The sequence below is a fragment of the Mycobacterium sp. NGS27 genome (genome assembly GCF_059813005.1).
This window is the reverse complement of record NZ_JCALDT010000004.1, coordinates 418,667-442,473: the sequence shown is the minus strand read 5'-3', so window position 1 is coordinate 442,473 and position 23,807 is coordinate 418,667. Positions and strand designations below refer to the sequence as shown.

The following is a 23,807-nucleotide window of genomic DNA, read 5'->3' as shown; positions in this document are numbered from 1 at the left end:
GGTCCCACCACGGCCCACCCGAAAGCTGGTGAGATTCACGAGGATTGATCCAAAGTTGTGCGTTAATCAGCAATCGCTGACGAGCAGGCGGTAGCCGGCGTCGAGTTGTTGTTGCTCAAGCAGATCGACGTGCCGCTGCTGCCATCTTCCCGAGTGCAGGTCGGCCGCGAGCCGGGCCAGGCCGTCGTCCAGCGAGCTTTGATCCGCATACGCCAACATGGAAATACCCGCGCGGACGGTGGCGTCAAGATAGGCCTCGGGTCTACGCCAATAGGCGGCACCGAATCCGTCGGTGCAGTCATGTGGTACGGGCACCGTGTGCACCTCCGCCCCTCCCAGTAACTCAACAAGTCGCGCGATTGGAACATGAAGCTCTTCGTTGATCCGAGCGGCGGCGGGCAGGTATTCGCTAAGCAACCAGAACTTCTCAATCACGGATTGATCCCACGTCAGCACGACTATCCGGTGGCGCACGACGCGGCGCAATTCGTCGATTCCGGCCATCAGGTCATGCCAGTGGTGCACTGTCAGCATCGCCATCGCGGCGTCAACGCACCTGTCGCGCAGTGGCAAGGCCTCCGCCATACCCTGGACACACGGCGCTGCTCCCACGGGACGCTGCGCGATCATCACCATGCTGGGCTCGACCGCGGCGACCGTCTGGGCCGGTTCATAGGAGCCCGTTCCTGCCCCGACGTTGACGACCGTGCCCATCGTGGCGAGCGCGGCATGCACTTGCGCGGCGATCCGCGGATCGGCACGACGAGTGCTGCGATAGGTAGCACCGATCCGGTCGTAGGCGACCATCAACTCAGGATGACGCAAGGGGGTTCGAATACGCCAGCATCGGCGCCTGCCCGGTTTCAACTAAATCAGGTCGATCGACTTCCCGGTGGCCGCCGCGTGGCCCGCTCGGTACCCGAAAACCATTGCAGGACCCAGTGTTCCGCCGGCGCCGCCGTAGGCCCGCCCGGTCACGCCACCCATCGCATTTCCCGAGGCGAAAAGGCCCGGTATCGGCTCGCCGCTGACATGCAAAACGCGGGCGTCGTGATCGGTGCGCGGTCCACCCTTGGTGCCCATCGCGCCGATGCTCACCGGAACCGCGTAAAACGGGGCGGTGTCGATCGGGCCCAGCGTCTTACCGGCCGGGGTGGTCGCGCTGTCGTCGCCCCAGTAGCCGTCGTAAGCGCTGGAGCCGCGGCCGAAGTCGGGGTCTGCGCCGGCAGCCACATGGCGGTTCCAGTTTTCGACGGTGCGGGTGAGACCGTCGGCGTCGATGCCGGTCTTGGCGGCCAACTCGGTGAGGTCGGCCGACTCACAGAACCAGTCCGGGACGGGTTGGCCCGGCTCAATACCGAGAAAACCGTAGCGCTGCAGGTGAATCGAATCGAACACCATCCATCCGCGGTCGTTGACGTAGCCGCCGCGAGGATCCAGGTAATGGAAGGCGCCGGCCATCGAGTTGTAATCGCAGGCCTCGTTGACGAAGCGCCGGCCGGCCGAGTTGACGATGATGCTGCGGGGCCGCGTTCTTTCCAGCCGCACGCTGCGGCTGCGCGGCTTGCCCTCGATGGTGTCGCCCGGGATCTGGACGATCGGCACCCACCACGCTTCGCCCATGTTGGTCAGGTCGGCCCCGTGCTCCATCGCCATGCGCAAACCGTCGCCGGTGTTGTTGGGCGGCGAGACGGCGCCGTGCATGGGGCCGCGCAGAAAGGCTTGTGTCAGTGCGGAATCCCACTCGAAGCCGCCGGTGCCCAAGATGACGCCATGCCGAGCGCGAACACTGATCATCCGATCCGGCAGGGCCACGCGCACCCCGGTGATTTCCCCGTTTTCGGCGATGAGTCCTTCGGCCCGCGCATTGGTGTGTGGGGTCACCCCGGCGTCCAGCAGGCCCTTGAGGAGCCCGGCTATCAGCGCTGTGCCGGCGACGCACAGATGGCTGGTTCGTTCGTCGATCGCCGCGTGCAGGCGCGCCCGAGTCTCGGCATCGAAACCGACGTTGGACCAGTCCGCCGGGAAAGACGTTATCCGCGTTGCCCATTCGCCGAGCTGGGCCAGATCGAAGGGAGCGGCGCTCAGCGACCTGCCCCCCGTCGGCTGCCCGCCCGGTAGTTCGGGACGGTAGTCGGGGAAGCCGGTCGCAATCTCGAACTGAAGACCGCTGTGTGCCTCGATGAAATCGAGCATCGCCGGCCCGGTGCGCACGAACGTTTCGACCAGCTCGTCGTCCATCGATCCCAGCGACTGGGCGCGCAGGTAGCGCAACGCATCGGCGGGCGTCAATTCGCAGTCGGCAGAACGGTTATGGGCGGGGATCCACACGATGCCGCCAGAGACGGCGGTGGTGCCGCCGACGGTCGGAGCCTTTTCGTAGACCGCCACCGAGGCTCCCGCGACGGCGGCGGTCAGCGCTGCGGTGAGGCCGGCGCCGCCACTGCCGAGCACGACGACGTCGACTTCGTGGTCCCATGACATGGGCTGCTATCCCTTCAGCTCAATAGCTCCGACAACTGCGTGGCGGCCTTGACGACCGCGTCTTTTCCGCGCATCACCACGTCTTCTCGGTGGGAAATGAGGTTGATACACGTCGGCGGTGACGGCGCCGGGCGGCGTACCCCCACGGCCAGGCCGTAGGTGTTCGGTTCGATCTCGCCGTAGGTCATCACCCAACCGCGTTGCCGCGCGCGGGAAACCAGCTCGCGTTCGCCCGGCCGCGGAGGCATGCAGGCGAGCAGGGCGATGCCGGCGGCGCCGCGGTCGAGCGGGTATCGGCTGCCTTCGTGGAAGGAGAGTTGGTAGGCGACATGGCTGGGCACGATCACCGCGATCGCCACCTGCTGATCGCCTTCGGCAACGAGTAAGGACACGGTCGTGCCGAGCTCATCGGCCAGGGCGCGCAGCGTCGGCAGGCTCACTTGGCGCACATTGCGATCGAAGGAAGCGCCGAGCGCGGCCAGGCCCGCTGCCGGCCGGTAGCGGCCGTCTTCCCCCTTGGCCACCAGCCGGAACTCGGCCAACGTCGTCAGCAATCGATAGGCGATGGTCCGGTGCACCCCCACCTGATCGGCGAGTTGTTGCACCGTCAGCCCGCCGGGGGAATCCGCCACCATCTGCAGCGCGGTCAAGCCCCTGGCCAGGGTCTGAGAACCGGTACCGGACCCAGTCACAGCCTTGACAGACCTTCCCACAAAAGCGAAGCTCTATATATAACGCACATTAGTGTGCGATATTAGCACACGACGTAGGCAGAAAACGAGAACGAGATTTCCCCCGAACTGGAGGCCGGACAGCACCGTGGCGGAGTTCGAGAGCATCTGGAGCGATCTCCAGGGCGTCGCGTTTGAGCAGGGCTACCTCGATGCGGGAGGAATACGGACCCGCTACCTGCGCGCCGGCGATCCCGGCAAGCCCGTGTTGATGATGCTGCACGGATCCGGCGGCCACGCCGAAGCCTACGTACGCAACCTCGGTGCGCACGCCGAGCATTTCTGGACGTGGTCGATCGACATGCTTGGTCACGGGTACACCGACAAGCCGGGGCATCCGCTGGAAGTCGTCCACTACGTCGAGCATCTGATGGCGGTGCTGCGCACCATCGGTGTCAGTCGTGCCTACCTGAGCGGCGAATCGCTCGGGGGCTGGGTGGCCGCGCGCACGGCGGTCGACCATCCGGATGTCGTCGAGCGACTGGTGCTCAACACCGCCGGCGGATCTCAGGCCGATCCCGTGGTGATGCAGCGGATCATCACGCTGTCCATGGCGGCCGCCGAGGACCCAACCTGGGAAACGGTGCAAGCGCGCATCAAATGGCTGATGGCCGACAAGTCCAAGTCTTACGACGATCTGGTCGCCAGCCGCCAACGCGTATACCGGCAACCGGGATTCGTCTCCGCAATGAGCGACATCATGGCGCTGCAGGATCCGGAGATTCGCGCACGCAACATCCTCGGGCCGGACGAATACGGGTCGATCATCGCCCCGACGCTGGTGCTGTGGACCAGTGACGACCCCACCGCGGACGTCACGGAAGGACGCCGGATGGCGGCGATGATTCCGGGCGCGCGCTTCGAGGTGATGCCCGGTTGCGGCCATTGGCCGCAGTACGAGGACGCCAAGACCTTCAATCAGTTGCATCTCGACTTTCTGCTGGGCCGGTGATGGTCGCACCGGGGCAGGAGTTTGCTGACATCGAGACGGACGTCTTGGTGGTGGGCGCGGGCCCGGTTGGTTTGACCCTCGCCAATATCCTTGGCCTGCAGGGCATTCGCACGGTGGTGGTGGACGAGCGGGACACCCTGATCGACTACCCTCGCGGGGTCGGCCTAGATGACGAGGCGCTGCGGACCTTCCAGTCGATCGGACTCGCCGACCGGGTGCTGCCGCATACCGTGCCAAATCAGATTCTGCGGTTCGTCGACGCCAAGCGGCGTGTGCTCGCCGAAATGGCCCCTCCTGACGCATGTTTCGGCTGGCCGAAGCGAAACGGTTTCGTCCAACCGCTCGTCGACGCCGAATTGCTTACCGGCCTGGACCGATTCGAACATGTCCAGGTGTGGTGGGGGCGTCCGATGACGGCATGCCGGGAGGGCCGCGACGGGGTGACCGTCGAGCTCGGTGGCGGCGCCGAAAACGACGGTGACTCACGCGTGCGGGCGCGCTATGTGGTCGGGTGCGACGGCGGCCGCAGCATGACACGCCGGGTGATGGGCGTGTCGTTCGACGGAACGACGTCGCCGACCCGGTGGCTGGTGGTCGACATCGCCAACGACCCGCTGGGGCACCCGAACAGCGAGGTCGGTGCCGACCCCGAACGCCCGTATGCCTCGATCTCGATCGCTCACGGAATTCGCCGCTTCGAGTTCATGATTCACGCCCATGAGACGGACGAGCAGGCCGAAGATCCCGCGTTCCTGACGCAGATGCTGGCCAGGATGGTGCCCCACCCCGACCGGGTCGACGTGATCCGGCGCCGGGTGTACACCCACCACTCGCGGATCGCCGGTGCGTTCCGCCAGGGCCGGCTGCTGCTCGCCGGCGATGCCGCCCACCTGATGCCGGTCTGGCAGGGGCAGGGGTACAACAGCGGGATCCGCGACGCGGCAAACCTGGGCTGGAAGCTCGCCGCGGTGGTGAGCGGCCGCGCCGACGACAAGCTCCTGGAGACCTATGACGTGGAACGCCGCAAGCATGCCCGCGCGATGATCGACCTGTCCACCATGGTGGGCCGGGTGATCTCGCCGACCAACCGCCGCGTGGCGGCGGCGCGCGATCTGCTGGTGCGGTCGGCGTCAATTGTCCCGTCGCTCAAGCGTTATGTGCTGGAAATGCGGTTCAAGCCGATGCCGCGCTACGAGCAGGGGGCCGTCGTGCACGCCGCGCCAGGGTGCACCGATTCGCCGGTGGGCACGCTGTTCGTCCAGCCGCGCGTCGACACCCGCGACCAGCAGGACGTGTTGCTCGACGACGTGCTCGGTTCGTGGTTTGCCGTGCTGTGCTGGAACAACAACCCCCGCAAGATTCTCGGCGATGTGGCATTCGCGAACTGGAAAGCTCTGGGCGCCCGATTCTTTGCACTGCGCCCGGCGACGCAGCTGCACTGGACCGGACACGACGACCCCGACGTGGCGGTCGTCGGTGATCGGCACGGCGGCCTCAAGTCCTGGTTCGACACCCACTCGGACTCGGTGCTGTTTTTGCGCCCCGACCGATGCATCGCGGGTGCGTGCATCGCTCAGCGCGCGCCCGACCTGAGTGCCGCGCTCCTTGACGCACTCACACTCACGCCGCGAGGGGGTGATCTACAAAGTGGCACTGGCTCTGTGCTGTATGTCGCACAGCCCTCTCCTGAATCTTCCGGGGCCGTCGCGGGACCTGCTTGACGACATCGAGGGCGCAATCGCGGAAGCCCGAAGCTTCGTCGAAGAGTATGACCCCGAACTCGTGGTCAGCTTCTCACCGGATCACTACAACGGCTTCTTCTATAAGGTGATGCCGCCCTTCTGCATTGGCACCAGCGCCCATGGGGTGGGCGACTACGGCACCCACGCCGGTCCGCTGAACGTGCCGGAGACGCTTGCGACCGAGTGTGCGAAGGCGGTCCTCGACGCGGGCGTCGACATCGCGGTGTCGGCCAGCATGGATGTAGATCACGGCACGATCCAGCCGCTGGAGAAGCTCTTCGGCGACGCCACATCGCGTCCCGTGATACCGATCTTCGTCAACGCCATCGGCGTGCCGCTGGGCCCGATGCATCGCTGCCGCGCGCTCGGCGCCGCCGTCGGCAATTACCTTGTCAGCCTGGACAAGCGAGTGCTCATCCTGGGATCCGGCGGGCTCTCGCACAGCCCGCCGGTGCCGAACCTGGCGACCGCGCCCGCACCCATGCTGGAGCGGATCGTGCACGGCCGCCCGATGACGCCCGAACAGCGGCACGCCCGCCAGGCCGCCGTCATCGACGCGGCCAGAAGCTTCGCCGCGGGCGAGAGCGACCTGCAGGCACTCAACCCCGCATGGGATCACCGATTCCTGGACATCATCGACGGCGGGCGGCTCGCCGAATTGGATGGGTGGTCGAATTCGTTCGTCGCCCATGAGGGCGGCAACTCCGCGCACGAGATCCGCACCTGGGTCGCGGCATTCGGGGCGCTGGAATCGGCGGGACCGTACGAAATCAGCGGGCGGTTCTACCAACCCGCGCCCGAACTGATCGCCGGTTTCGCCATCAGAACGGCACTTCCGAAGTGACATCCGCACTGGACAATTTCGATCACGTCGTCGACGTGCTCATCGTCGGGTCCGGCGGTGGCGGCATGACGGCCGCGCTGACGGCCCACGCCGCCGGCCTCGACACGCTGGTGATCGAAAAGTCTTCGTACTTCGGGGGTTCCACGGCCCTGTCCGGCGGCGGCATCTGGGTGCCCGGGGCCCCCGCACAGCGGCGCGAGGGCTATGTGCCCTCACCCGAGGACGTTGTGGGTTATCTCAAATTGATCACCGACGGATTGGTCAGCGAGGCACGGCTGCGGCAGTACGTTGACTCCGCACCACAGATGCTCCAGTTCTTGGAGCAACTGTCCGGATGGTGCGAATTCGTGTGGAAGCCCGGCTATGCCGACTACTACCCGGAGCTTCCCGGCGGTTCGGAACTGGGCAGCACCATCAACGTGCCGCCCATCGACCTGCGGAAGCTGGGCCCCGGCGAGCAGAAGCTGTTGCAGCCCCTGGCCCTGGCGCCGAAGGGAATCTGGTTGGGGCCCAAGGAGCTCCGTCAGTTCTACCGGATCAGGCAGTCCTGGACCGGTAAAGGAGTGCTGCTGAAGCTGATTGGGCGAATGGTCCGGGCGAGGGTGTTCGGTGAGCGGATGGCCGCGATTGGGCAGTCGCTGGCGGCCCGTCTCCGGCTGGCGCTGCGCGAACGCGGCATTCCGCTCTGGCTGGAGTCGCCGATGGTCCAGCTGCTGACCGAGTCCGACGGGTCGGTCACCGGTGCGGTGGTGGAACGGGAGGGCACGCCACAGCGGATCGGCGCACGACGGGGCGTCATCCTGGCGTCCGGCGGATTCGACCACGACCTCGCCTGGCGCAAGGAGCTCCTGCCCGAGGTGGATCAGGACTGGAGCTTCGGCAATCCCGCGGCCATGGGCGACGGCATCCGCGCGGGCCAAAAGGTGGGCGCCGCAACGGATCTGCTCGACGAGGCCTGGTGGTTCCCGGCGATCCAGTGGCCGGACGGCCGTATGCAATTCATGCTCAACGAACGGATGATGCCGGCGCAGTTCATCGTCAACGGTGCGGGCAAGCGCTTCATCAACGAGGCGGCTCCTTACATGGACTTCGGTCACGCCATGATCGAGGGCCAGCGATCCGGCGTCACCCACATCCCGTGCTGGCTGATCACCGACCACAGATCGTTCAACCGCTACGTCGTCGGAGGACACCTGCCGATACCCAAGATTCCGGGAGCGCCGGTGCCCACCGGCCGGAGGATCCCGCCGGCCTGGCTGGAATCGGGCGTCGTCAAAGCGGCCAGGACGTGGGACGAAATGGCGGCCAAGATCGGCGTGCCCCCCGACCAGCTTGCCGAAACCGCCAGCCGCTTCAACGAACTCGCCCGCAGGGGCCACGACGACGATTTCAACCGCGGCGACAGCGTATACGACAACTACTACGGCGACCACACCTTGCCCAACCCGAACCTGTATCCGCTTGGCGATCCGCCGTACTACGCCTTCCGGATCGTGCTCGGGGACCTCGGGACCTCGGGCGGCCTGCTGACCGACGAACACGCCCGCGTGCTGCGGGCCGACGGCGGCGTGGTGCCCGGCCTGTACGCGGTGGGTAACACCTCCGCCCCGGTGATGGGCCGTAGCTATGCCGGTGCCGGCGCGACCATCGGCCCGGCCATGACTTTCGGCTATGTCGCGGCGAAACACGTTGCGGCCGAAGCAGCCAAGCGTGCCCTTAATACTCATAGGAGGTAACGATGAAAATCTCACTGTTCTACGAATTCGCCCTGCCGCGACCCTGGGCGCCCGACGACGAACACGTCCTGCTGCAGGACTGTCTCAACGAGGTCGAGGCCGCGGACAAAGCGGGTTTCTCCACCGTGTGGTTGACCGAGCACCACTTCCTCGAGGAGTACTGCCACTCGACGGCACCGGAGATCTTCTTGGCGGCGGCCAGCCAGCGGACTAAGAACATTCGGCTGGGGTTCGGCATCATGCACCTGCCGCCGATGGTCAATCACCCCGCCCGGGTGGCCGAGCGCATCGCCACCCTCGACCTGCTCTCCAACGGCCGCGTCGAATTCGGCACCGGGGAATCGTCGTCGGTCGGCGAACTCGGCGGATTCAACATCGACCCCGCCGACAAGCGGGCGCAGTGGGAAGAGGCCCTCGAGGTCTCGATCCGGTGCATGATCGAGGAGCCGTTCACCGGCTTCAACGGCGAACACGTCCAGATGCCGGCGCGTAACGTCGTCCCCAAGCCGCTGCAGAAGCCGCACCCGCCGGTCTGGGTCGCCTGCACGCGGCCGGCCAGCGTCCAGATGGCGGCCCAAAAGGCGATCGGCGCACTCAGTTTCGCCTACACCGGTCCCGGACCGCTCACCGAGCGCGTCAACGGCTACTACAAGGAGTTCGAAGAGAACGGCGTCCCGGTCACTCCCCGGATCAACCCCAACATCCTGGCGATCGGCGGTGACCTGTCGATGATGGTGGCCAAGACCGATGAGCAGGCCCTGCAGCGCCTCGGGCAGGGCGGCGGATTCTTCTCGTTCGGGATCATGCACTACTACATGACCGGCGTGCACACGCCGGGACGGACCGGCGTGTGGCAGCGCTATCTCGAAGAGGTGGACAAGGATCCGACGCTGGCGTACGGGCCGGGCCGGGGTGCGATCGGCTCGCCGGCCACGGTGCGCGAGTTCCTGCGCGGCTATGAGGAGAGCGGAGTCGACGAGATCATCTTGCTGCTCAACCCGCGCAGCCACGAGGGCACCATGGAATCCATCGAGCTGATGGGCAAAGAGGTGCTCCCCGAATTCATCGAGCGGGACGCAAAGGCCGTGGCGGAAAAGGCGAAGCGGCTGGAGCCCGTCATCGAAAAGGTGGAGTCGCGCCGGCCGGAATCGACCGCACCGCAATTCGACGAGGATTACTCGTTTGGTGGACTCCCAACCGGTCGCGGCGGTAAGTTCACCGCCAGCGAGATCCCCGAAGCCATGGCGGAGATAAACGAAGGCCGCGTGCAGGCCGCGCAGCGCGCAAAGGAACAGCAGAAGTAGGACCGGACGGCATCTGAGCCGGGAGGATTTCGAGGCGAGCCTTGGGAGAGATCGACGAGCTGTGGCGCTACGGCGGCCGCCGTGCGGTGGTGACGGGATGCGCTTCAGGCATCGGCGAACACGTGGTGCGGCAGCTCACCGAGCTTGGGGCCGAAGTCGTCGGACTCGACAAACGGCGACCCGACTTCGCGATCGACGAATTCCATGAGGTCGACCTGGCAGATCGGACATCGATCGACGCGGCGGTAGCCGGGGTAACGGGTCGGGTCGATGCGCTGTTCAATGTTGCCGGCGTGTCGTCCGGGATCGGCGATCCGCCACTCGTGGTGACCATCAATTTCCTGGGGATGCGTCACCTCACCGAGGCACTGATCCCGAAGATGGTCGCGGGGTCCTCCATTGTCGGCGTGTCCTCTCTCGCCGCTGCCGCGTTTCGGGAGCATCTGAGAGATGTTGCGCCGCTGCTGAATACGGCGACGATGCAGGAGGGTATCGACTGGTGCCGTGAGCATCCCGACGCGCTGGGCACCGGCTATCAGCTGTCCAAGGAAGCGATCATCCTGTACACCATGCGCAGCGCCACGCCGCTGGGCGCGCGGGGAATCCGCATCAACTGCACCGGCCCCGGGGTCACCGAGACACCGATCCTGGACCAGCTGCGTACGGCGTACGGACAGGGCTTCCTCGACGACATTCCCAAGCCGCTGGGCCGCGTCTCGGGCCCCGCCGAGCAGGCCGCGGTGTTGCTCTTCCTGAATAGCAATGCCGCCAGCTATATTTCGGGCCAAGTGGTGTGGGTCGACGGCGGAAACGTGGGCGCCGCAATCGCGCGTGAACTCGAGGAAGGGCGTGTCCAGTGGCCAGTGTGACCGACTTTCGCCGGACCGCCCGCGACGTCAGCAACTGGGGCCGCTGGGGTGATGACGACGAACTCGGCACACTGAACTTCATCACCGAGGCCAAGATCGCCCAGGCCGCAAGCCTGGTCCGGCACGGCAAAGTGTTTCCCCTCGGCGTGGACTTCGGCTCGTCGGGGCCGCAGGGCGCCTTCGGTTTTCGGCACAACCCGGTCCACGTCATGACGGTGGACGGCGGTGACGCCAGCACGCTGGCCCAGTACGGGCCGGATTGGGAACGGAACCCGACGGCGGCGCAGATGGGCCCGTACTTCGTCGACAACCTGTTCCGGTTCAACGACGACATGATCATCATGCCGTTGCAGGCGGCCACCCAATGGGACGCGTTGTCGCACGTCTACTACGACGACCAGCTCTACAATGGTATCCCGGCCGGTTCGGTGACCAGCCTCGGCGCACGGCATCTCGGCATCGAGAAGGTCGACGGTAAGGGCATCACCTCCCGCGGTGTGCTGCTGGACCTGGTGCGCCATCGGGGCGCGGAGGTGTTCCTGGAGCACGGAAATCCCATCACCCCCGAAGAATTGGACGATGTCGTCCGCGCACAGGATGTGACGATCGGTCGGGGTGACATCCTGCTCATCAAAACCGGTTGGTGGACAAGGTATCTGCAGACCGGAAACAAAACCGAACGCTATTCGGGCCTGGACTGGCGATGCGCGCAGTGGCTGCACGATCACGAGATCGCCGCGGTCGCTGCCGATAACCTCCAAGTGGAAGACCCGGTGTCCGGGGTCGACGGTGTGTTTTTGCCCTTCCACCTGCTGACGCTGCGCGACATGGGCATGATGCTCGGTGAATACTGGGATTTGACCGCTCTGGCAGCCGACTGCGCAGCCGACGGCGTCTACGAGTTCCAGCTCATCGCACCGCCGTTGAGATTCGTTGGGGCAGTGGGCTCACCGGTGAACCCGATCGCGATCAAATGATGCAACGAAAAACCATCTCGGTTGACGGGCTGACCACCAGCTATCTGGAAGCCGGCGAAGGCGATCCGGTGGTGCTGCTGCTGCACGGCGGTGAGTTCGGGGCCGGCGCCGAGCTCGGGTGGGAGCGCAACATCGAAGCGCTTGCCGCCCGTTACCGGGTGCTGGCGCCGGACCAGCTGGGGTTTGGGGAATCCGCCAAGGTCATCGACTTCGTGGACGGTCGTGGCATGCGGATTCGGCATGTGGCGCGCTTTTGCGAACTGCTCGGCGTCGACTCTGCGCACTTCGTCGGCAATTCGATGGGCGCCATCAATCTGCTCACCGACGCCACGTCGGGCACACCGTTGCTGCCGGTGCACAGCTTGGTGCTTATCTGCGGCGGCGGGGAGATACAGCAGAACGAGCATTTCGAGGCGCTGCAGAACTATGACGCAACGGTGCCTGGCATGCGCCGCATCGTCGAGGCGCTGTTCTTCGACTCCGGCTATCCCGCCGACGACGGCTACGTGCGCCGCCGCCACGAATCGAGCACCGCGCCGGGGGCATGGGAGGCCGTGGCGGCGGCCAGGTTTCGCCGCCCCGGCGCCACGCCGTCCGCGGCGCCGTCGACCACACGAGCCTACGAACGCATCGGCGTGCCAACGCTTGTCCTCGAGGGTGCAGAGGACAAGCTCCTTCCGGCCGGCTGGGCCGCCGAGATCGCCAAACAGATCGACGGGGCCCGTTCGGTCGTGGTCGACAAGGCCGGCCACTGCCCCCAGATCGAGCAGCCTTCGGTTGTCAACCAGCTGCTGATGGATTTCTTGGGCGCCGTCTGAAGGTCATTGGTGCTCCTCGTCATTGGCTCACGTGCTGTTATTGCGAGGCGGAGCTCAACCGCCCGCGCTAGCCCATCCGAGTATCGCGAGTCGCCCGGCATTCGGGCATTGCCCCTCGATCGTGTCAATGCGGGTGAGCCTGAGGCTATCTCGGGTAGGCGGAATCAAACGGCCGCACCGCCGCCGTCGACGTGGAGGGTAGAGCCGGTGATGAAGCTGGCCCGTGGGGAGCTGAGAAAGAGGATGGCCTCCGCGATCTCGGACGCGAACGCGGTGCGGCCGAGCGGCAACGCCCTTCCGAGTTCCTCGTTCACGTCGCCCCATGCGGCGGCCACCCCGATTGTGCGGGTGGGGCCGGGCGCCACGCTGTTGACCCGCACCCCGGCCGCCCCGAATTCGGCGGCCCAGGTGCGGGTAAGCGACTCCAGCGCGGCCTTGGAGGCGCTGTAGCCCGATGCGCCGGGGATCCCCTTGAACGCCGCCATGCTGGTGACGTTGACGATGCTCCCACGGCGTCGTGCCAACATTCCCGGGATCAGGCCGGCGACCAGAAAGTAGGCGCCGCGGACATTGGTGTCGAACATCGTCTCGAACATCGCCATGTCCTGGTCGACCGTGTATGCGGACGGGAAGCTGCCGGCGTTGTTGACGATGATGTCGACCTCGCCGCACCGCCGTACAAGCGAATTCACCGATTCGGCGTCGGCCATGTCGGTTTGGACGAACCGTGCGTTCGTACCGATGGCTTCCACGGCTTGGTCACCTTTGGTCCGGTGGCGGCCGGCGATGATGACGGTAGCGCCTTCGCTTGCGAGCAGTCGCGCGGATTCCAGTCCGATTCCCGCTGTTCCGCCGGTGATCACGGCGGTCTGATCCATCAGCTCCATCGAAGTCGACCCCGCGGACGCCTACTTGGCGTTGCTGGGCACCTGGGCTGTCAGCCAGTCACCGAATCGAGTGGAGTAGATCGTCACTTCTTCGCCCTCGATGGGAACGATCATGCGCTCGTCGAGCACGGCGCCGTAATACTGGGCATTCGGGTCGGTTACCACCTGGCGGGTGTCGCCGGTTGCGGCAAAGCGGGTCCGGATGAAGTCGTCCATGCCTTGCTTCTCTGGACCGGCGATATTGATCAGTCCGGCCGGATCTCCGACCGAGGCGCGAGTGACAGCCGTGGCGACATCTGCGGCGGCGATCGGCTGGAATGCGCCATGCGGGGCGCGCACCGTGTCGCCCTCGGCCAGCGAATCGGCAATGCCCTCAACGAATTCGAAGAACTGAGTAGCCCGCACAATCGTGTAGGGAGCGGCGGATTCGGTGATCAGCTTCTCTTGGGCCACCTTGGCGCGCATATAGCCACTTGCCGCCGCTCGGTCGGCTCCCACGATCGACAATGCAACGTGGTGGTGCACACCGGCCGCGCGCTCGGCCTCGAGGAGGTTCCGGGTTGAGGTCGTGAAGAAGTTCAACACGTCCTCGTCGGCCCAGGACGGGGAGTTGGACACGTCGACCACGGTGTGGACACCGGCGACGGCCTCGGCGAGACCTTCGCCGGTAATGGTGTTGACCCCGGAGCTCGGCGAGGCCGCAACCGCCTCGTGTCCCAGTTCGTCGAGCTGGGTGACTACCTGCGACCCGATGAGTCCGCTACCGCCGATTACCAGAACCTTCATGATCACGCCTTTCCGAATTTCCCGATGAACTGGTGTATTCAGCATGGCGCTGAACGAGGCCGCCCGGAACCCTGGAAAGTCCGTAGTCTTATCGGCTCAGGGGGCCAAGTCGCAACCCCGGAGCTGTCTGCGCGAGGTGATGCCGAGCTTGGCAAACACCTTCCGCAGATGCCATTCGACGGTGTGCGCGCTGATGAACAACCGAGCGGCGATCTCGGGATTGGTCAGGCCCTCCCCGGCCAGGCGCGCGATCTGCGCCTCCTGGGGCGTCAACTCGTCGCCCGGGGCGGCGGGTCGCTTACTCACCTTCTGGCCCGTGACCAATAGTTCGCGGCGCGCCCGCGCGGCGAACGCCTCGGCGCCCATCCGTCCGAACATCTCGTGGGCAGTCTGCAGCTGTGTGCGGGCATCGATGCGTCGATTGCAGCGGCGCAGCCACTCTCCATAGATCAGATGGGCACGGGCCAGTTGCACCGTGATGCGGGTGCGTTCGAGCTTTTCGATCGCCTCTCGGTAGAAGTTCTCGGCCTTGCGGTCGTGGACCAGCAGCGCTCGCGATCGGGCTAAAATGCCTGCAGCCCAGTCTGTTCCGCTGGCTGTCGCGCGCTCTTCCAGTTGGCGCAGGGCATCGTTCGCCGCTTCGTGCTCGCCGCTTCGAGCGCCGGCTTCGATGAGTTCGATGAGACACCAGCCGAACAGACCGAGATCTTCGTGTTCGCATGCCTGCCGCGCGGAATCGAACGCGTCGTCGTAGCGGCCGAGGCCGTTGTACAGCAAGGCTTTCGTGTAGCCCGCCAAACCGACGATTCGTCCTTCACCCCTTGCCATTCCGTCGGCGGCAGCGGTGTCGATCAGCTTGTGCGCCTCGGCGTCGACGCCGCGCCAGGCGGCCAGCAGCACCGATTGGTACTTCACTGGGGCATAGCCGGTCGCGGCGCTGATGGCGCTGGCTTCGTCGATCAGCGCCGAAGCCGACGCGAACTCTCCAGCCTGTAGGTGTACGCCGGCGCGGTAGGCCAGCGCGTGCGGTAACACCGCGAGCGCGCCCGCATCACGTGCGAGACGGACGGCGTGCGTGGCAAGCCGGTGCCACACTTCGTCGTCCCATGTTTCGTGGACGCTGGATTCCTGAACGATCGGGAAGGCTCGCCAGAACCAGTGCATGACGTCGTCGCCACGCTCGGCTTCGGCATCGATGAGTGTCAGTGCACGCCGCAGCGGCGCCAGGCTCGGGACGAGACCGGCTGTGGCTCGCAGTGCGATGCCATCGAGGAGGAGATCGACGGCCCGTTCGGGCTTCGGCGCGGGTGGGGCCGTGCGGGCGGCTTCAGCGACCAGGTGAATACCGCCGTGCGGGCACAGCCGGCCGCCGAACATCGCAGCCCCCAGCGCGTCCAAATACGTCTCCCGAGATTGTGCGTCGTCGAGTGTCTCCAGCCGGCGGGCGGCATCGAGGAGACCGACGGCGGCATCGGAAACCGTAGGCGCATCGGCATCTCCGTTCCGGCGTCGAGCGAAAATCATTTGCGCGCGCAGCCTGGCGCTTCGGGCCCGCCCGACTTCGTTCAGCGACGCGTTCTCGGCGATGGTCAGCAGTTCGTCCGCGGCGTCGAAAGCCGCAACGTCGCGCATGGCCTGAGCGGCGGCCAAGGCCCGTGTTCCGCGGCGGGCCGGGTCGGCGGTCAGCTGGGTCGCCCGTTCCAAGAAGGCGGCCGCAGCGGCGGCACCGCCCCGGGCGTGTGCGCGATCGGCGGAGCGCTCGAGCGCGGCAGCGACGGACTCGTCGGGTCCTGGCGCTGAGATCGCCAAATGCCATGCGCGTCGGTCGGGATCGGCGTCGGAATCCGTTGCCTCGGCGAGGGCTTGATGTACCCGGCGGCGCTCCATCAGGTCCGCCGTGCGGTATGCCGCCGACCGCACCAGCGGGTGCCGGAATCGCACTCGCGTCCCGATGTCGATCAGTCCCGCGGACTCGGCGGCTTCCGCCGCACCCAGTGGAAGACCCAAATGTTCTGCGGCGCGCAACAATAGCGCCGCATCGCCAACCGGTTCCGCTGCCGCGGTGACCAAAAGCCGCTGGGACTCTTCGGGCAATGACCGGATGCGTTGGATGAAAACGTGCTCGATCTGTCCCGCCAACGGCTGGACGTCTGGGCGCTGGAAGCCTCCCGCCAGGTCCGCCGCTGTCAGGCCACGGGGCAACTCCAACAGCGCCAGCGGATTTCCCCGTGTTTCCGCCACGAAGCGATCGAGCACCTGGTCGTCCAGCCGGCCGAGGATGACCGAGTTCAACAATGCGCGAGCGTCGCGCGGATTGAGGCCACGCACAGTCAATTCGGGAAGGCCGGCCAACTCATCGTCGCAGCCGTCACGCACTGCGAACACCATCGCCACGGGCTCTGCGATGAGGCGGCGAGCAACAAAGGCCAACGTCTGGGCCGAGATTCGGTCAATCCACTGGGCGTCGTCGACGAGGAAGATCAGGGGCTTGACCTCGCTCGCTGCGTCGATCAGGCTCAGCATCGCCAACCCGACCAGGAAGCGGTCCGGCGCCGGCCCAATGCTTCGTCCAAAGGCGACATCCAGAGCACCCCGCTGCGGCGGCGGTAGCCGATCGAGACACTCCAGCAGCGGCAGACAGACTTGCTGCAGGGCAGCGAAGGGGAGTTCCATCTCTGATTCGACCCCCGCCACCCGCGCGGTGAAGCAGCCCGCGGCGTTCTCGGCCGCAAAGTCCAGCAGGGCCGTCTTGCCGATGCCGGCCTCGCCGCGCAGCACCAAGACCTGGCCCCGGCCCGAGCGGGCGCCCGATACCAGCCGATCGAGGGCCGCGCATTCCGCACGTCGACCGCGCAGAGGCGATGCCTGTCGAACTTTCACCCGTACCACCGCTGGAAGAAGATTTGCTGTTCGACCTTACCGGGGCGCGGGTGTCATCACCGCGGTGAGCGGCGCCCCCGTTAAATCAATTGCTTGACTTAACGCGGCATGCGCCGATTAACTCGTCGTGTGGCTAACGAATTGGACGGCAGGGTCGCCATCGTCACCGGCGCGGCCTCCGGCATCGGCCGCGGTCTCGCGGAGCGGTTTGTGGCCGAGGGCGCACAGGTCGTCATCGCCGACGTCGAGACCGATCGCGGCGAGGCGCTGGCGACCTCGCTCGGTGACAACGCCGTCTTTTGCCGGACCGACGTCTCCGACCCCGAACAGGTGCGAGCGCTGGTATCCGGTGCCGTCGAGAAGTTCGGCGGCCTGCACGTCATGGTGAACAATGCCGGGATTTCCAGCCCGCTGCGCAAGTTGCTGGACGACGACCTCAGCGATTTCCACCGGGTGATGGGGGTCAACGTGTTGGGCGTGATGGCAGGAACCCGAGATGCCGCGCGGCACATGGCAGAACACGGGGGCGGGTCGATCATCAACATCACCTCGATAGGCGGCATCCAGGCCGGCGGCGGCGTCATGATCTATCGCGCGTCCAAAGCGGCCGTCATTCAATTCACCAAGGCCGCCGCGATTGAGTTGGCCCACCACGAGATTCGCGTCAACGCCATCGCACCCGGCAACATACCGACGCCGATCTTGGGAAAGTCGGGGACCGGCATGGACCCCGAGCAGCTGAAGCAGTTCGAGGCGCGAATCCGCGAGACGATGCGGGAGGACCGGCCGCTGAAGCGCGAGGGCACTCCCGATGACGTCGCCGAAGCGGCGCTGTACTTCGCCACCGACCGCTCGCGCTATGTCACCGGGACGGTGCTTCCGGTCGACGGTGGGACCGTGGCGGGCAAGCCGATCCGTTCCAAGAAGCACGGGTGACATCGCCGACGGCGCGAGCGTGACGGTGCGGTCACGGTCGGGCTCCAGCGTGACACTGCGGTCATGTTCGCCCAGGCGCGGCGGCGGGTCGGCGGCACGTCAGGCCCTGTACGCCCAGTCCATTTAAATCAATCGCTTGACTTAAACCCTAGCAGGAGGTTGACTGATCCAATGACCACCGCCGGCCGGACCGTTCGCACCGATCGGGCCAGTTCCACCCAGGAGGCGATCCTGGTGGCGGCCGAGCGCCTGTACGCGGAGCACGGCATGTTCGCGGTGTCCAACCGGCAGGTCAGCGAGGCCGCCGGCCAGGGCAACAATGCCGCCGTCGGTTACCACTTCGGCACCAAAGCCGACCTGGTGCGGGCGATCGAGCAAAAGCACCGCGGACCCGTCGAGGAGCTCCGCGAGCGGATGGTGTCCGACCTGCTGGCCTCGGGTGGGTCCGGCGAATTGCGCTCCTGGGTGGCGTGTTTGGTGCGCCCACTCACCGATCACCTCGAGCAGCTGGGAAACCCGACGTGGTACGCGCGCTTCGCCGCCCAGGCCATGACCGATCCGGCCTACTACAACATCGTCGTCAAAGGCGCGCTCAGCTCGCCGTCGCTGGTGCAGGTCGTCGACGGCTTCAACCGCTGCCTGCCCAACTTGCCCGCCGATGTGCACTTCGAACGCAACATCATGGCCCGAAACCTGTTGATGCACACCTGCGCCGATCGTGAACGCGCCTTCGCCACGGGCGCGATGACGTCCCATCGTCCATGGCGGGCTGCGGCATCCGGGCTCATCGACGCGATCGTCGGCCTGTGGCTGGCGCCGGTCACGGCGTACGAGTGAAGGACTCGCCGATGAAAGTGACTGTCGACCAAGACGTTTGCGCCTCTTCGGGGAACTGCGTGATGAATGCGCCCGACGTGTTCGATCAGCGCGATGACGACGGCGTCGTCGTCCTCCTCAACCCAAACCCAACTCCCGAACAGTCCGAAGGCGCGCGGCGGGCGGCGGCTGCCTGCCCCGCGCTCGCCATCCACATCGAGGAATGACATGTCAGACACACTGGCGAGCACGGCAACAGCGCAGACCTCCGACATCCCGGACTACCCGATGGCCAGGGAGCCGCGCTGCCCATTCGCGCCGCCACCGGACGTCATGGCACTGGCCGAGGCCAGGCCGCTGTCCAGGGTCCGGATCTGGGACGGCAGCACACCGTGGCTCATCACCGGCTACGAGCAAGTGCGCGAACTGTTTTCGGATTCCCGGGTCAGCGTCGACGACCGGCAGCCCGGATTCCCGCACTGGAACGAAGGCATGCTGTCGACGGTGCACAAGCGCCCGCGGTCGGTGTTCACCGCCGACGGTGAGGAGCACACCCGGTTCCGGCGCATGCTGTCAAAACCCTTCACGTTCAAGCGCGTCGAAAACCTGCGCCCGACCATCCAGCAGATCACCGACGACCATATCGACGCGATCCTCGCCGGGCCGCAGCCCGCTGACATCGTCACCGCGCTGGCGCTGCCGGTGCCCTCGCTGGTGATCAGCCAGCTGTTGGGTGTTCCGTACGAAGACGCCGATATGTTTCAGCACCACGCCAACGTCGGTCTCGCGCGTTATGCCACCGGCGCGGACACCGTCAAAGGCGCGATGAATCTCAACAAATACCTCGCTCAGCTGGTCGAAGCCAAGATGGAGAAGCCGGCCGAGGACGCGGTTTCCGACCTCGCCGAGCGGGTCAAGGCCGGAGAGCTCAGCGTGAAAGAGGCCGCGCAACTCGGCACCGGCCTGCTGATCGCCGGGCACGAGACCACCTCCAACATGATCGGCCTCGGTGTGCTCGCCCTGCTGGAAAATCCCGACCAGCTGGCCATCATTCGCGATGCGGAAGATCCGAAGGTCATCGCCAGTGCGGTGGAAGAGCTGCTGCGTTATCTCAGCATCATTCAGAACGGCCAGCGCCGCGTCGCGCTCGACGACATTCACATCGCCGGCGAGACGATCCGTGCCGGCGAGGGCATCATCATCGATCTGGCCCCGGCCAATTGGGATTCGGACGCGTTCGCCGAGCCGGACCGGCTGTACCTGCATCGCTCGGGCGCCGACCGCAACGTCGCGTTCGGCTATGGCCGGCACCAGTGCGTGGGGCAGCAGCTTGCCCGCGCCGAACTGCAGATCGTGTTCCACACCCTGGCCCGGCGCATACCCACTCTGCAACTTGCCATTCCGATCGAGGAGGTGCCGTTCAAGGACGACCGACTCGCCTACGGCGTCTACGAATTGCCGGTGACCTGGTAGCCCAGCTCGCTGCCTATCCAAATTGCGGATCCGAACGGAGGGTCAATGATGACGACTCAAGCAAGCACGCTTTACCCGCCCGGAGGTTATGGCGCTCCGAAGGATCGGCGTGGCCACGCCGCGGGCGCCGATGTCGGTCTGCCGCGGGGGACGGCGGTCTTCTCGGCGGACAACCACATCTCGCTGGCGGATGACATCTTCTATCAACGCTTTCCGGACGAGCTGAAGGATAAGGCGCCGCGGATCTGGTACGAGGAGGGCGCCTACCAGGTCGGTCGCAAGGGCCAGTCCTTCCTGCCGGGCGATTTCAGCGCCGTGCTCATGCAGTACGACGATCTGCCCGGTGCCGCGAGCACCAACATCGAGGCCCGGATTCAAGAGCTGCACGACGACGGCGTCGAGAAGGAACTGGCGTTCCCCAACGCGGTGCTGGCGCTGTTTCACTATCCGGACAAGCAGCTTCGCGAGCTGGCCTTCCGCATCTACAACGAGTACATGGCCGAGCTTCAGGAGCGCTCGAACGGCCACTTCTACGGCGCCGGGCTGATCAACTGGTGGGACCCGCAGGGCACCCGCAAGACGCTGGACGAGCTGAAGTCGTTGGGGCTCAAGACTTTCCTGTTGCCGCTCAATCCTGGCAAGGATGACGACGGCAACATCATCGACTATGGCAGCACCGCCATGAAGCCGGTCTGGGACGAGATCGAGGCCGCCGGTCTGCCGGTGACCCACCACATCGGGGAGACGCCGCCGAAAACCCCGTGCCAGTTCAACAGCGTGGTGGTCGGCATGATGATCAACATCGACGGCTTCCGTGAGCAGTTCGCCAAGTACCTCTTCACCGGAATCCTCGATGATCATCCCGGGCTGCGAATCGGCTGGTTCGAGGGCGGGATTGCCTGGGTGCCTTGGGCGTTGCAGGATGCCGACCACCTGATGGGGTCATACCAACACATGTTCAACCGCTCCCTCGAGCACGACCCGCGCTACTACTGGGACACGCATATGAGCGCGTCGTTCATGGTCGACCCGCTGGGCCTGCAGCTGATCGACCAAATCGGGGTGGACAAGGTGATGTGGTCGAGCGACTACCCGCACAACGAAAGCACGTACGGCTATTCCGAGAAATCGCTGAAAGCCGTCGTCGACGCGGTGGGTCCGGACGACGCGGTGAAGATCGTCAGCGGCAACGTCACGAAGTTCCTGGGTCTGTAAGTGACGACGTTCGCCCAACTGGACACCAACACCACGCTGGTGATTCCGGACACGGCCGACCTGACTCGCCTGCGCCGCGAGACGGGGGCCCGGTTGCGTTCGGCGATGACCGAGCGCGGTGTCGACGCGATGATCCTGCTGGGCAACAACGCGGTGGTCTATGCCACCGGCGCCAGCTGGCCACTCGGCGACGCCGGATTGTCCTACGTCGAACGGCCGGTGGCCGTGGTGCTCGCCGACGACGAATGGCCGCACCTGTTCCTGCCCTTCCGGGAGGGAGCCTCACAGGAAGCGGATTTGCCGGCCGATCACCTGCATGGGCCCGTCTACCTCGAATTCGATGAGGGGGTACAGCATTTCGCGCGCCAGCTGGCCGAGCTCATGCCGGCCAAAGCGGTCGTAGCGGTCGACGAGTTCACCGGTGCCATGTCGCGCGCCACAAAGCTCCTGTTCCCCGGCGGTGCACCCGTTGACGCCGCGGCCATCGTCAGCGCCGCCAAGTCGGTGAAAACGCCCGACGAATTGTCGTGCATGCGCACCGCAATCCGGATCACCGACGAGGCGATGGTCGAGGTGCAGAAACGCCTGGCGCCCGGTATCCGCCAGATCGACTTGTCGGCAAGCTTTTTGCGGCGCGCCTTCGAACTGGGCGCCACGGCCAGCATGCTCGAGCCGATCTGGCAGGTGATGCCGCCGAGCAAGGCCGAGGGCGTGTGGACCACGCACGGCGATTTGGCGCTGCCGCTCCTGACCACCGAGCGCGAGCTGGCCGAAGGCGATGTGCTGTGGACCGACGTCAGCATCACGTATCAGGGCTACTGCTCCGACTTCGGGCGCACCTGGATCGTCGGACGGGACCCGTCCCGGCGCCAGCAAGCGCAGTTCGACAAATGGTTCGAGATCATGAGCGCAGTTCTGGGCGTCGCCAAGGCGGGCGCCACCGCGGCGGACCTGGGCCGCGCCGCCATCACGGCCAACGGCGGCACCAAGCCGTGGCTGCCGCACTTCTACCTCGGCCATGGAATCGGCGTCAACGCCGCCGAAATGCCGATGATCGGAACCGATCTCGGGCAGGAGTTCGACGAGAATTTCGTCCTGCAATCCGGAATGGTGCTGGTTCTCGAGCCCGTCGTATGGGAGGACGGCACCGGCGGCTACCGCAGCGAAGAGGTCCTGGTGATCACCGAGGAAGGCTGGATCCGTTTGACCGACTACCCCTATGACCCTTATGGCAACTGAAGTCCTGCCCGACGAGCGCACGCTGCGCTCCGGGCGCCGCCAGCGGGCGCTGGCCCAGATGGCGGCACACGATCTCGACGTACTGGTCCTCGGCCGGCAAGCCAATGTCCGCTACGTCACCGGGGCTCCACAATTGTGGGTGGCCGGCACCCGGCCGTTCGGCCCGACCTGCGTGCTGGTGCGCGAGACCGGCGCCGTGCACCTGCTGAGCACGTGGGATGAGGGCGTCCCCGAAGACATTCCCCACGAGAACCTCTACGGCATCTCCTGGAACCCGATGAACACGATGGCGGCCTTGCAGCGCATCGACGGCGCGGCGACCGCACGACGCGTCGGAACCGATGCGCTGTCACCGGTTTTCGCCCAACTCCTGCCGACCGCGTTCCCCAACGCGCAGCTGGTCGACGGTGAGCTGGCCATGCGGGCCGCGCGGCGCATCAAGACGGACGAGGAGATCGCCGCGCTGCGGGACTCAGTCGCGGTGGCCGAGTCGGCGCTCGCGGCGGCGGTTTCCGAACTGCGGCCGGGGGTCACCGAGCAGGCGCTGGCCGGCGTCTTGCTGGAGGCCGCCGCGGCCGGCGGTGTCAGCACGCCGTCGAACCAGGACGTCGCATGGGTGACATCGCGCAAGCACCCCTGGCGGCGCGCTCACGGCGACGGTCGTATCCAGGACGGCGATCTGGTGGCGTTCTCCGCCGGAGTGCTGGCGGGAGGCTACGTCGGCGAAGTGGGCCGGACCTGGCCCGCCGACAACCGGCGTGCGCCCAGCGGTGCGGCAGCACTGCACACGCGGTGGGATCGACTGTGGGGCAAGCTGATCGCAGCCTGTCATCCCGGCACGAGCGCGGACGAGTTGCTCACCGCTTACCGGAGCGCGGGGGAGCCCGAGCCGCCGATGCCGGTGGCCCGCGGCCTGGGCATGGGGTTCGACCCACCCGTCGTTTCCAAGCACCTGCCCACCACCGCGGCCGCAGAACGCCTGGAGCGGGGAATGGTGCTGGCCGTGACGGGCTACGTGTGGGAAGAAGGAGGCGGCGCGGTATTCGGGCGTGAAGCGGTCCTGATCACCGCCGACGGCCCCGAAGTGCTTACCGCGAGCCCGTTCTGGCGGCCCTAAC

21 protein-coding genes are annotated in these 23,807 nt (G+C 66.1%); 15 read left to right on the top strand and 6 right to left on the bottom strand.

Going from position 1 to position 23,807, the window contains the following annotated elements:
• Positions 1 to 66 precede the first annotated feature (66 nt).
• From AC5Y30_RS13620 to AC5Y30_RS13610, 3 genes are read right to left on the bottom strand one after another with little or no spacing between them, the layout of a single operon-like run.
• On the bottom strand, positions 67 to 807 hold the full coding sequence (locus AC5Y30_RS13620; RefSeq protein WP_499918778.1) for a class I SAM-dependent methyltransferase: 741 nt from the start codon (positions 805 to 807) through the stop codon (positions 67 to 69).
• 60 nt (positions 808 to 867) lie between these two features.
• A complete protein-coding gene (locus AC5Y30_RS13615) occupies positions 868 to 2,484 on the bottom strand; it encodes an FAD-dependent oxidoreductase (RefSeq protein WP_499918776.1) in 1,617 nt (538 codons plus the stop codon).
• Positions 2,485 to 2,498: 14 nt separating this feature from the next.
• The gene (locus tag AC5Y30_RS13610; protein WP_499918775.1) at positions 2,499 to 3,176 is read right to left on the bottom strand and encodes an IclR family transcriptional regulator; all 678 of its coding nucleotides are present in this window, start codon (positions 3,174 to 3,176) and stop codon (positions 2,499 to 2,501) included.
• Positions 3,177 to 3,303: 127 nt separating this feature from the next.
• Here AC5Y30_RS13610 and AC5Y30_RS13605 point away from each other — a divergent pair, with 127 nt between their 5' ends.
• Genes AC5Y30_RS13605 through AC5Y30_RS13570 form a run of 8 tightly spaced genes read left to right on the top strand, consistent with a single transcriptional unit; the run spans position 3,304 to position 12,457 of the window.
• The gene (locus tag AC5Y30_RS13605; RefSeq protein WP_499918774.1) at positions 3,304 to 4,167 is read left to right on the top strand and encodes an alpha/beta fold hydrolase; all 864 of its coding nucleotides are present in this window, start codon (positions 3,304 to 3,306) and stop codon (positions 4,165 to 4,167) included.
• A complete protein-coding gene (locus AC5Y30_RS13600; RefSeq protein ID WP_499919041.1) occupies positions 4,167 to 5,888 on the top strand; it encodes a bifunctional 3-(3-hydroxy-phenyl)propionate/3-hydroxycinnamic acid hydroxylase in 1,722 nt (573 codons plus the stop codon). The genes AC5Y30_RS13605 and AC5Y30_RS13600 overlap by 1 nt, the downstream gene beginning before the upstream one ends.
• Positions 5,836 to 6,753 carry a 3-carboxyethylcatechol 2,3-dioxygenase gene (locus AC5Y30_RS13595; protein ID WP_499918773.1) on the top strand — a complete coding sequence of 306 codons (918 nt, stop codon included), beginning with the start codon at positions 5,836 to 5,838 and terminating at the stop codon, positions 6,751 to 6,753. The genes AC5Y30_RS13600 and AC5Y30_RS13595 overlap by 53 nt, the downstream gene beginning before the upstream one ends.
• An 8-nt stretch (positions 6,754 to 6,761) precedes the next feature.
• A complete protein-coding gene (locus AC5Y30_RS13590; protein WP_499919037.1) occupies positions 6,762 to 8,489 on the top strand; it encodes an FAD-binding protein in 1,728 nt (575 codons plus the stop codon).
• Between the two features lie 2 nt (positions 8,490 to 8,491).
• Positions 8,492 to 9,793: an LLM class flavin-dependent oxidoreductase gene (locus AC5Y30_RS13585; RefSeq protein WP_499918772.1), complete on the top strand. Its 1,302-nt coding sequence runs from the start codon at positions 8,492 to 8,494 to the stop codon at positions 9,791 to 9,793.
• Positions 9,794 to 9,834: 41 nt separating this feature from the next.
• Positions 9,835 to 10,662, top strand: a complete 828-nt coding sequence (locus AC5Y30_RS13580; RefSeq protein ID WP_499918771.1) for a coniferyl-alcohol dehydrogenase — start codon at positions 9,835 to 9,837, stop codon at positions 10,660 to 10,662.
• Positions 10,650 to 11,639 (top strand): cyclase family protein, encoded by a 990-nt coding sequence (locus tag AC5Y30_RS13575; protein ID WP_499918770.1) that lies wholly within the window; start codon positions 10,650 to 10,652, stop codon positions 11,637 to 11,639. The genes AC5Y30_RS13580 and AC5Y30_RS13575 overlap by 13 nt, the downstream gene beginning before the upstream one ends.
• On the top strand, positions 11,636 to 12,457 hold the full coding sequence (locus AC5Y30_RS13570; RefSeq protein ID WP_499918769.1) for an alpha/beta fold hydrolase: 822 nt from the start codon (positions 11,636 to 11,638) through the stop codon (positions 12,455 to 12,457). Before AC5Y30_RS13575 ends, AC5Y30_RS13570 begins: the two co-directional genes overlap by 4 nt.
• Positions 12,458 to 12,621: 164 nt before the next feature.
• Here the strand turns inward: AC5Y30_RS13570 and AC5Y30_RS13565 are convergent, their stop codons facing one another.
• From AC5Y30_RS13565 to AC5Y30_RS13555, 3 genes are all read right to left on the bottom strand, one after another.
• On the bottom strand, positions 12,622 to 13,344 hold the full coding sequence (locus tag AC5Y30_RS13565; protein WP_499918768.1) for an SDR family NAD(P)-dependent oxidoreductase: 723 nt from the start codon (positions 13,342 to 13,344) through the stop codon (positions 12,622 to 12,624).
• A gap of 21 nt (positions 13,345 to 13,365) precedes the next feature.
• Complete coding sequence (locus AC5Y30_RS13560) at positions 13,366 to 14,130, bottom strand: SDR family oxidoreductase (RefSeq protein WP_499918767.1); 765 nt, start codon at positions 14,128 to 14,130, stop codon at positions 13,366 to 13,368.
• A 96-nt stretch (positions 14,131 to 14,226) separates the two neighbouring features.
• The gene (locus AC5Y30_RS13555) at positions 14,227 to 17,010 is read right to left on the bottom strand and encodes an ATP-binding protein (RefSeq protein WP_499918766.1); all 2,784 of its coding nucleotides are present in this window, start codon (positions 17,008 to 17,010) and stop codon (positions 14,227 to 14,229) included.
• A 129-nt stretch (positions 17,011 to 17,139) separates the two neighbouring features.
• Between AC5Y30_RS13555 and AC5Y30_RS13550 the strand changes: the two genes are divergently transcribed.
• The 7 genes from AC5Y30_RS13550 (at position 17,140) to AC5Y30_RS13520 (ending at position 23,806) form a co-directional block, all read left to right on the top strand.
• Entirely contained in the window at positions 17,140 to 17,946 is an 807-nt protein-coding gene (locus AC5Y30_RS13550; RefSeq protein ID WP_499918765.1) for an SDR family NAD(P)-dependent oxidoreductase, read from the top strand.
• A 171-nt stretch (positions 17,947 to 18,117) separates the two neighbouring features.
• Entirely contained in the window at positions 18,118 to 18,783 is a 666-nt protein-coding gene (locus AC5Y30_RS13545; protein ID WP_499918764.1) for a TetR/AcrR family transcriptional regulator, read from the top strand.
• 11 nt (positions 18,784 to 18,794) lie between these two features.
• Entirely contained in the window at positions 18,795 to 18,989 is a 195-nt protein-coding gene (locus tag AC5Y30_RS13540) for a ferredoxin (protein WP_499918762.1), read from the top strand.
• 1 nt (position 18,990) lies between these two features.
• Positions 18,991 to 20,235: a cytochrome P450 gene (locus tag AC5Y30_RS13535; protein WP_499918761.1), complete on the top strand. Its 1,245-nt coding sequence runs from the start codon at positions 18,991 to 18,993 to the stop codon at positions 20,233 to 20,235.
• A gap of 48 nt (positions 20,236 to 20,283) precedes the next feature.
• On the top strand, positions 20,284 to 21,450 hold the full coding sequence (locus AC5Y30_RS13530; protein WP_499918760.1) for an amidohydrolase family protein: 1,167 nt from the start codon (positions 20,284 to 20,286) through the stop codon (positions 21,448 to 21,450).
• Positions 21,451 to 22,689, top strand: a complete 1,239-nt coding sequence (locus AC5Y30_RS13525) for a M24 family metallopeptidase (protein WP_499918759.1) — start codon at positions 21,451 to 21,453, stop codon at positions 22,687 to 22,689.
• Positions 22,679 to 23,806, top strand: a complete 1,128-nt coding sequence (locus tag AC5Y30_RS13520) for a M24 family metallopeptidase (protein WP_499918758.1) — start codon at positions 22,679 to 22,681, stop codon at positions 23,804 to 23,806. Before AC5Y30_RS13525 ends, AC5Y30_RS13520 begins: the two co-directional genes overlap by 11 nt.
• The last annotated feature ends 1 nt before the right edge of the window (position 23,807 follow it).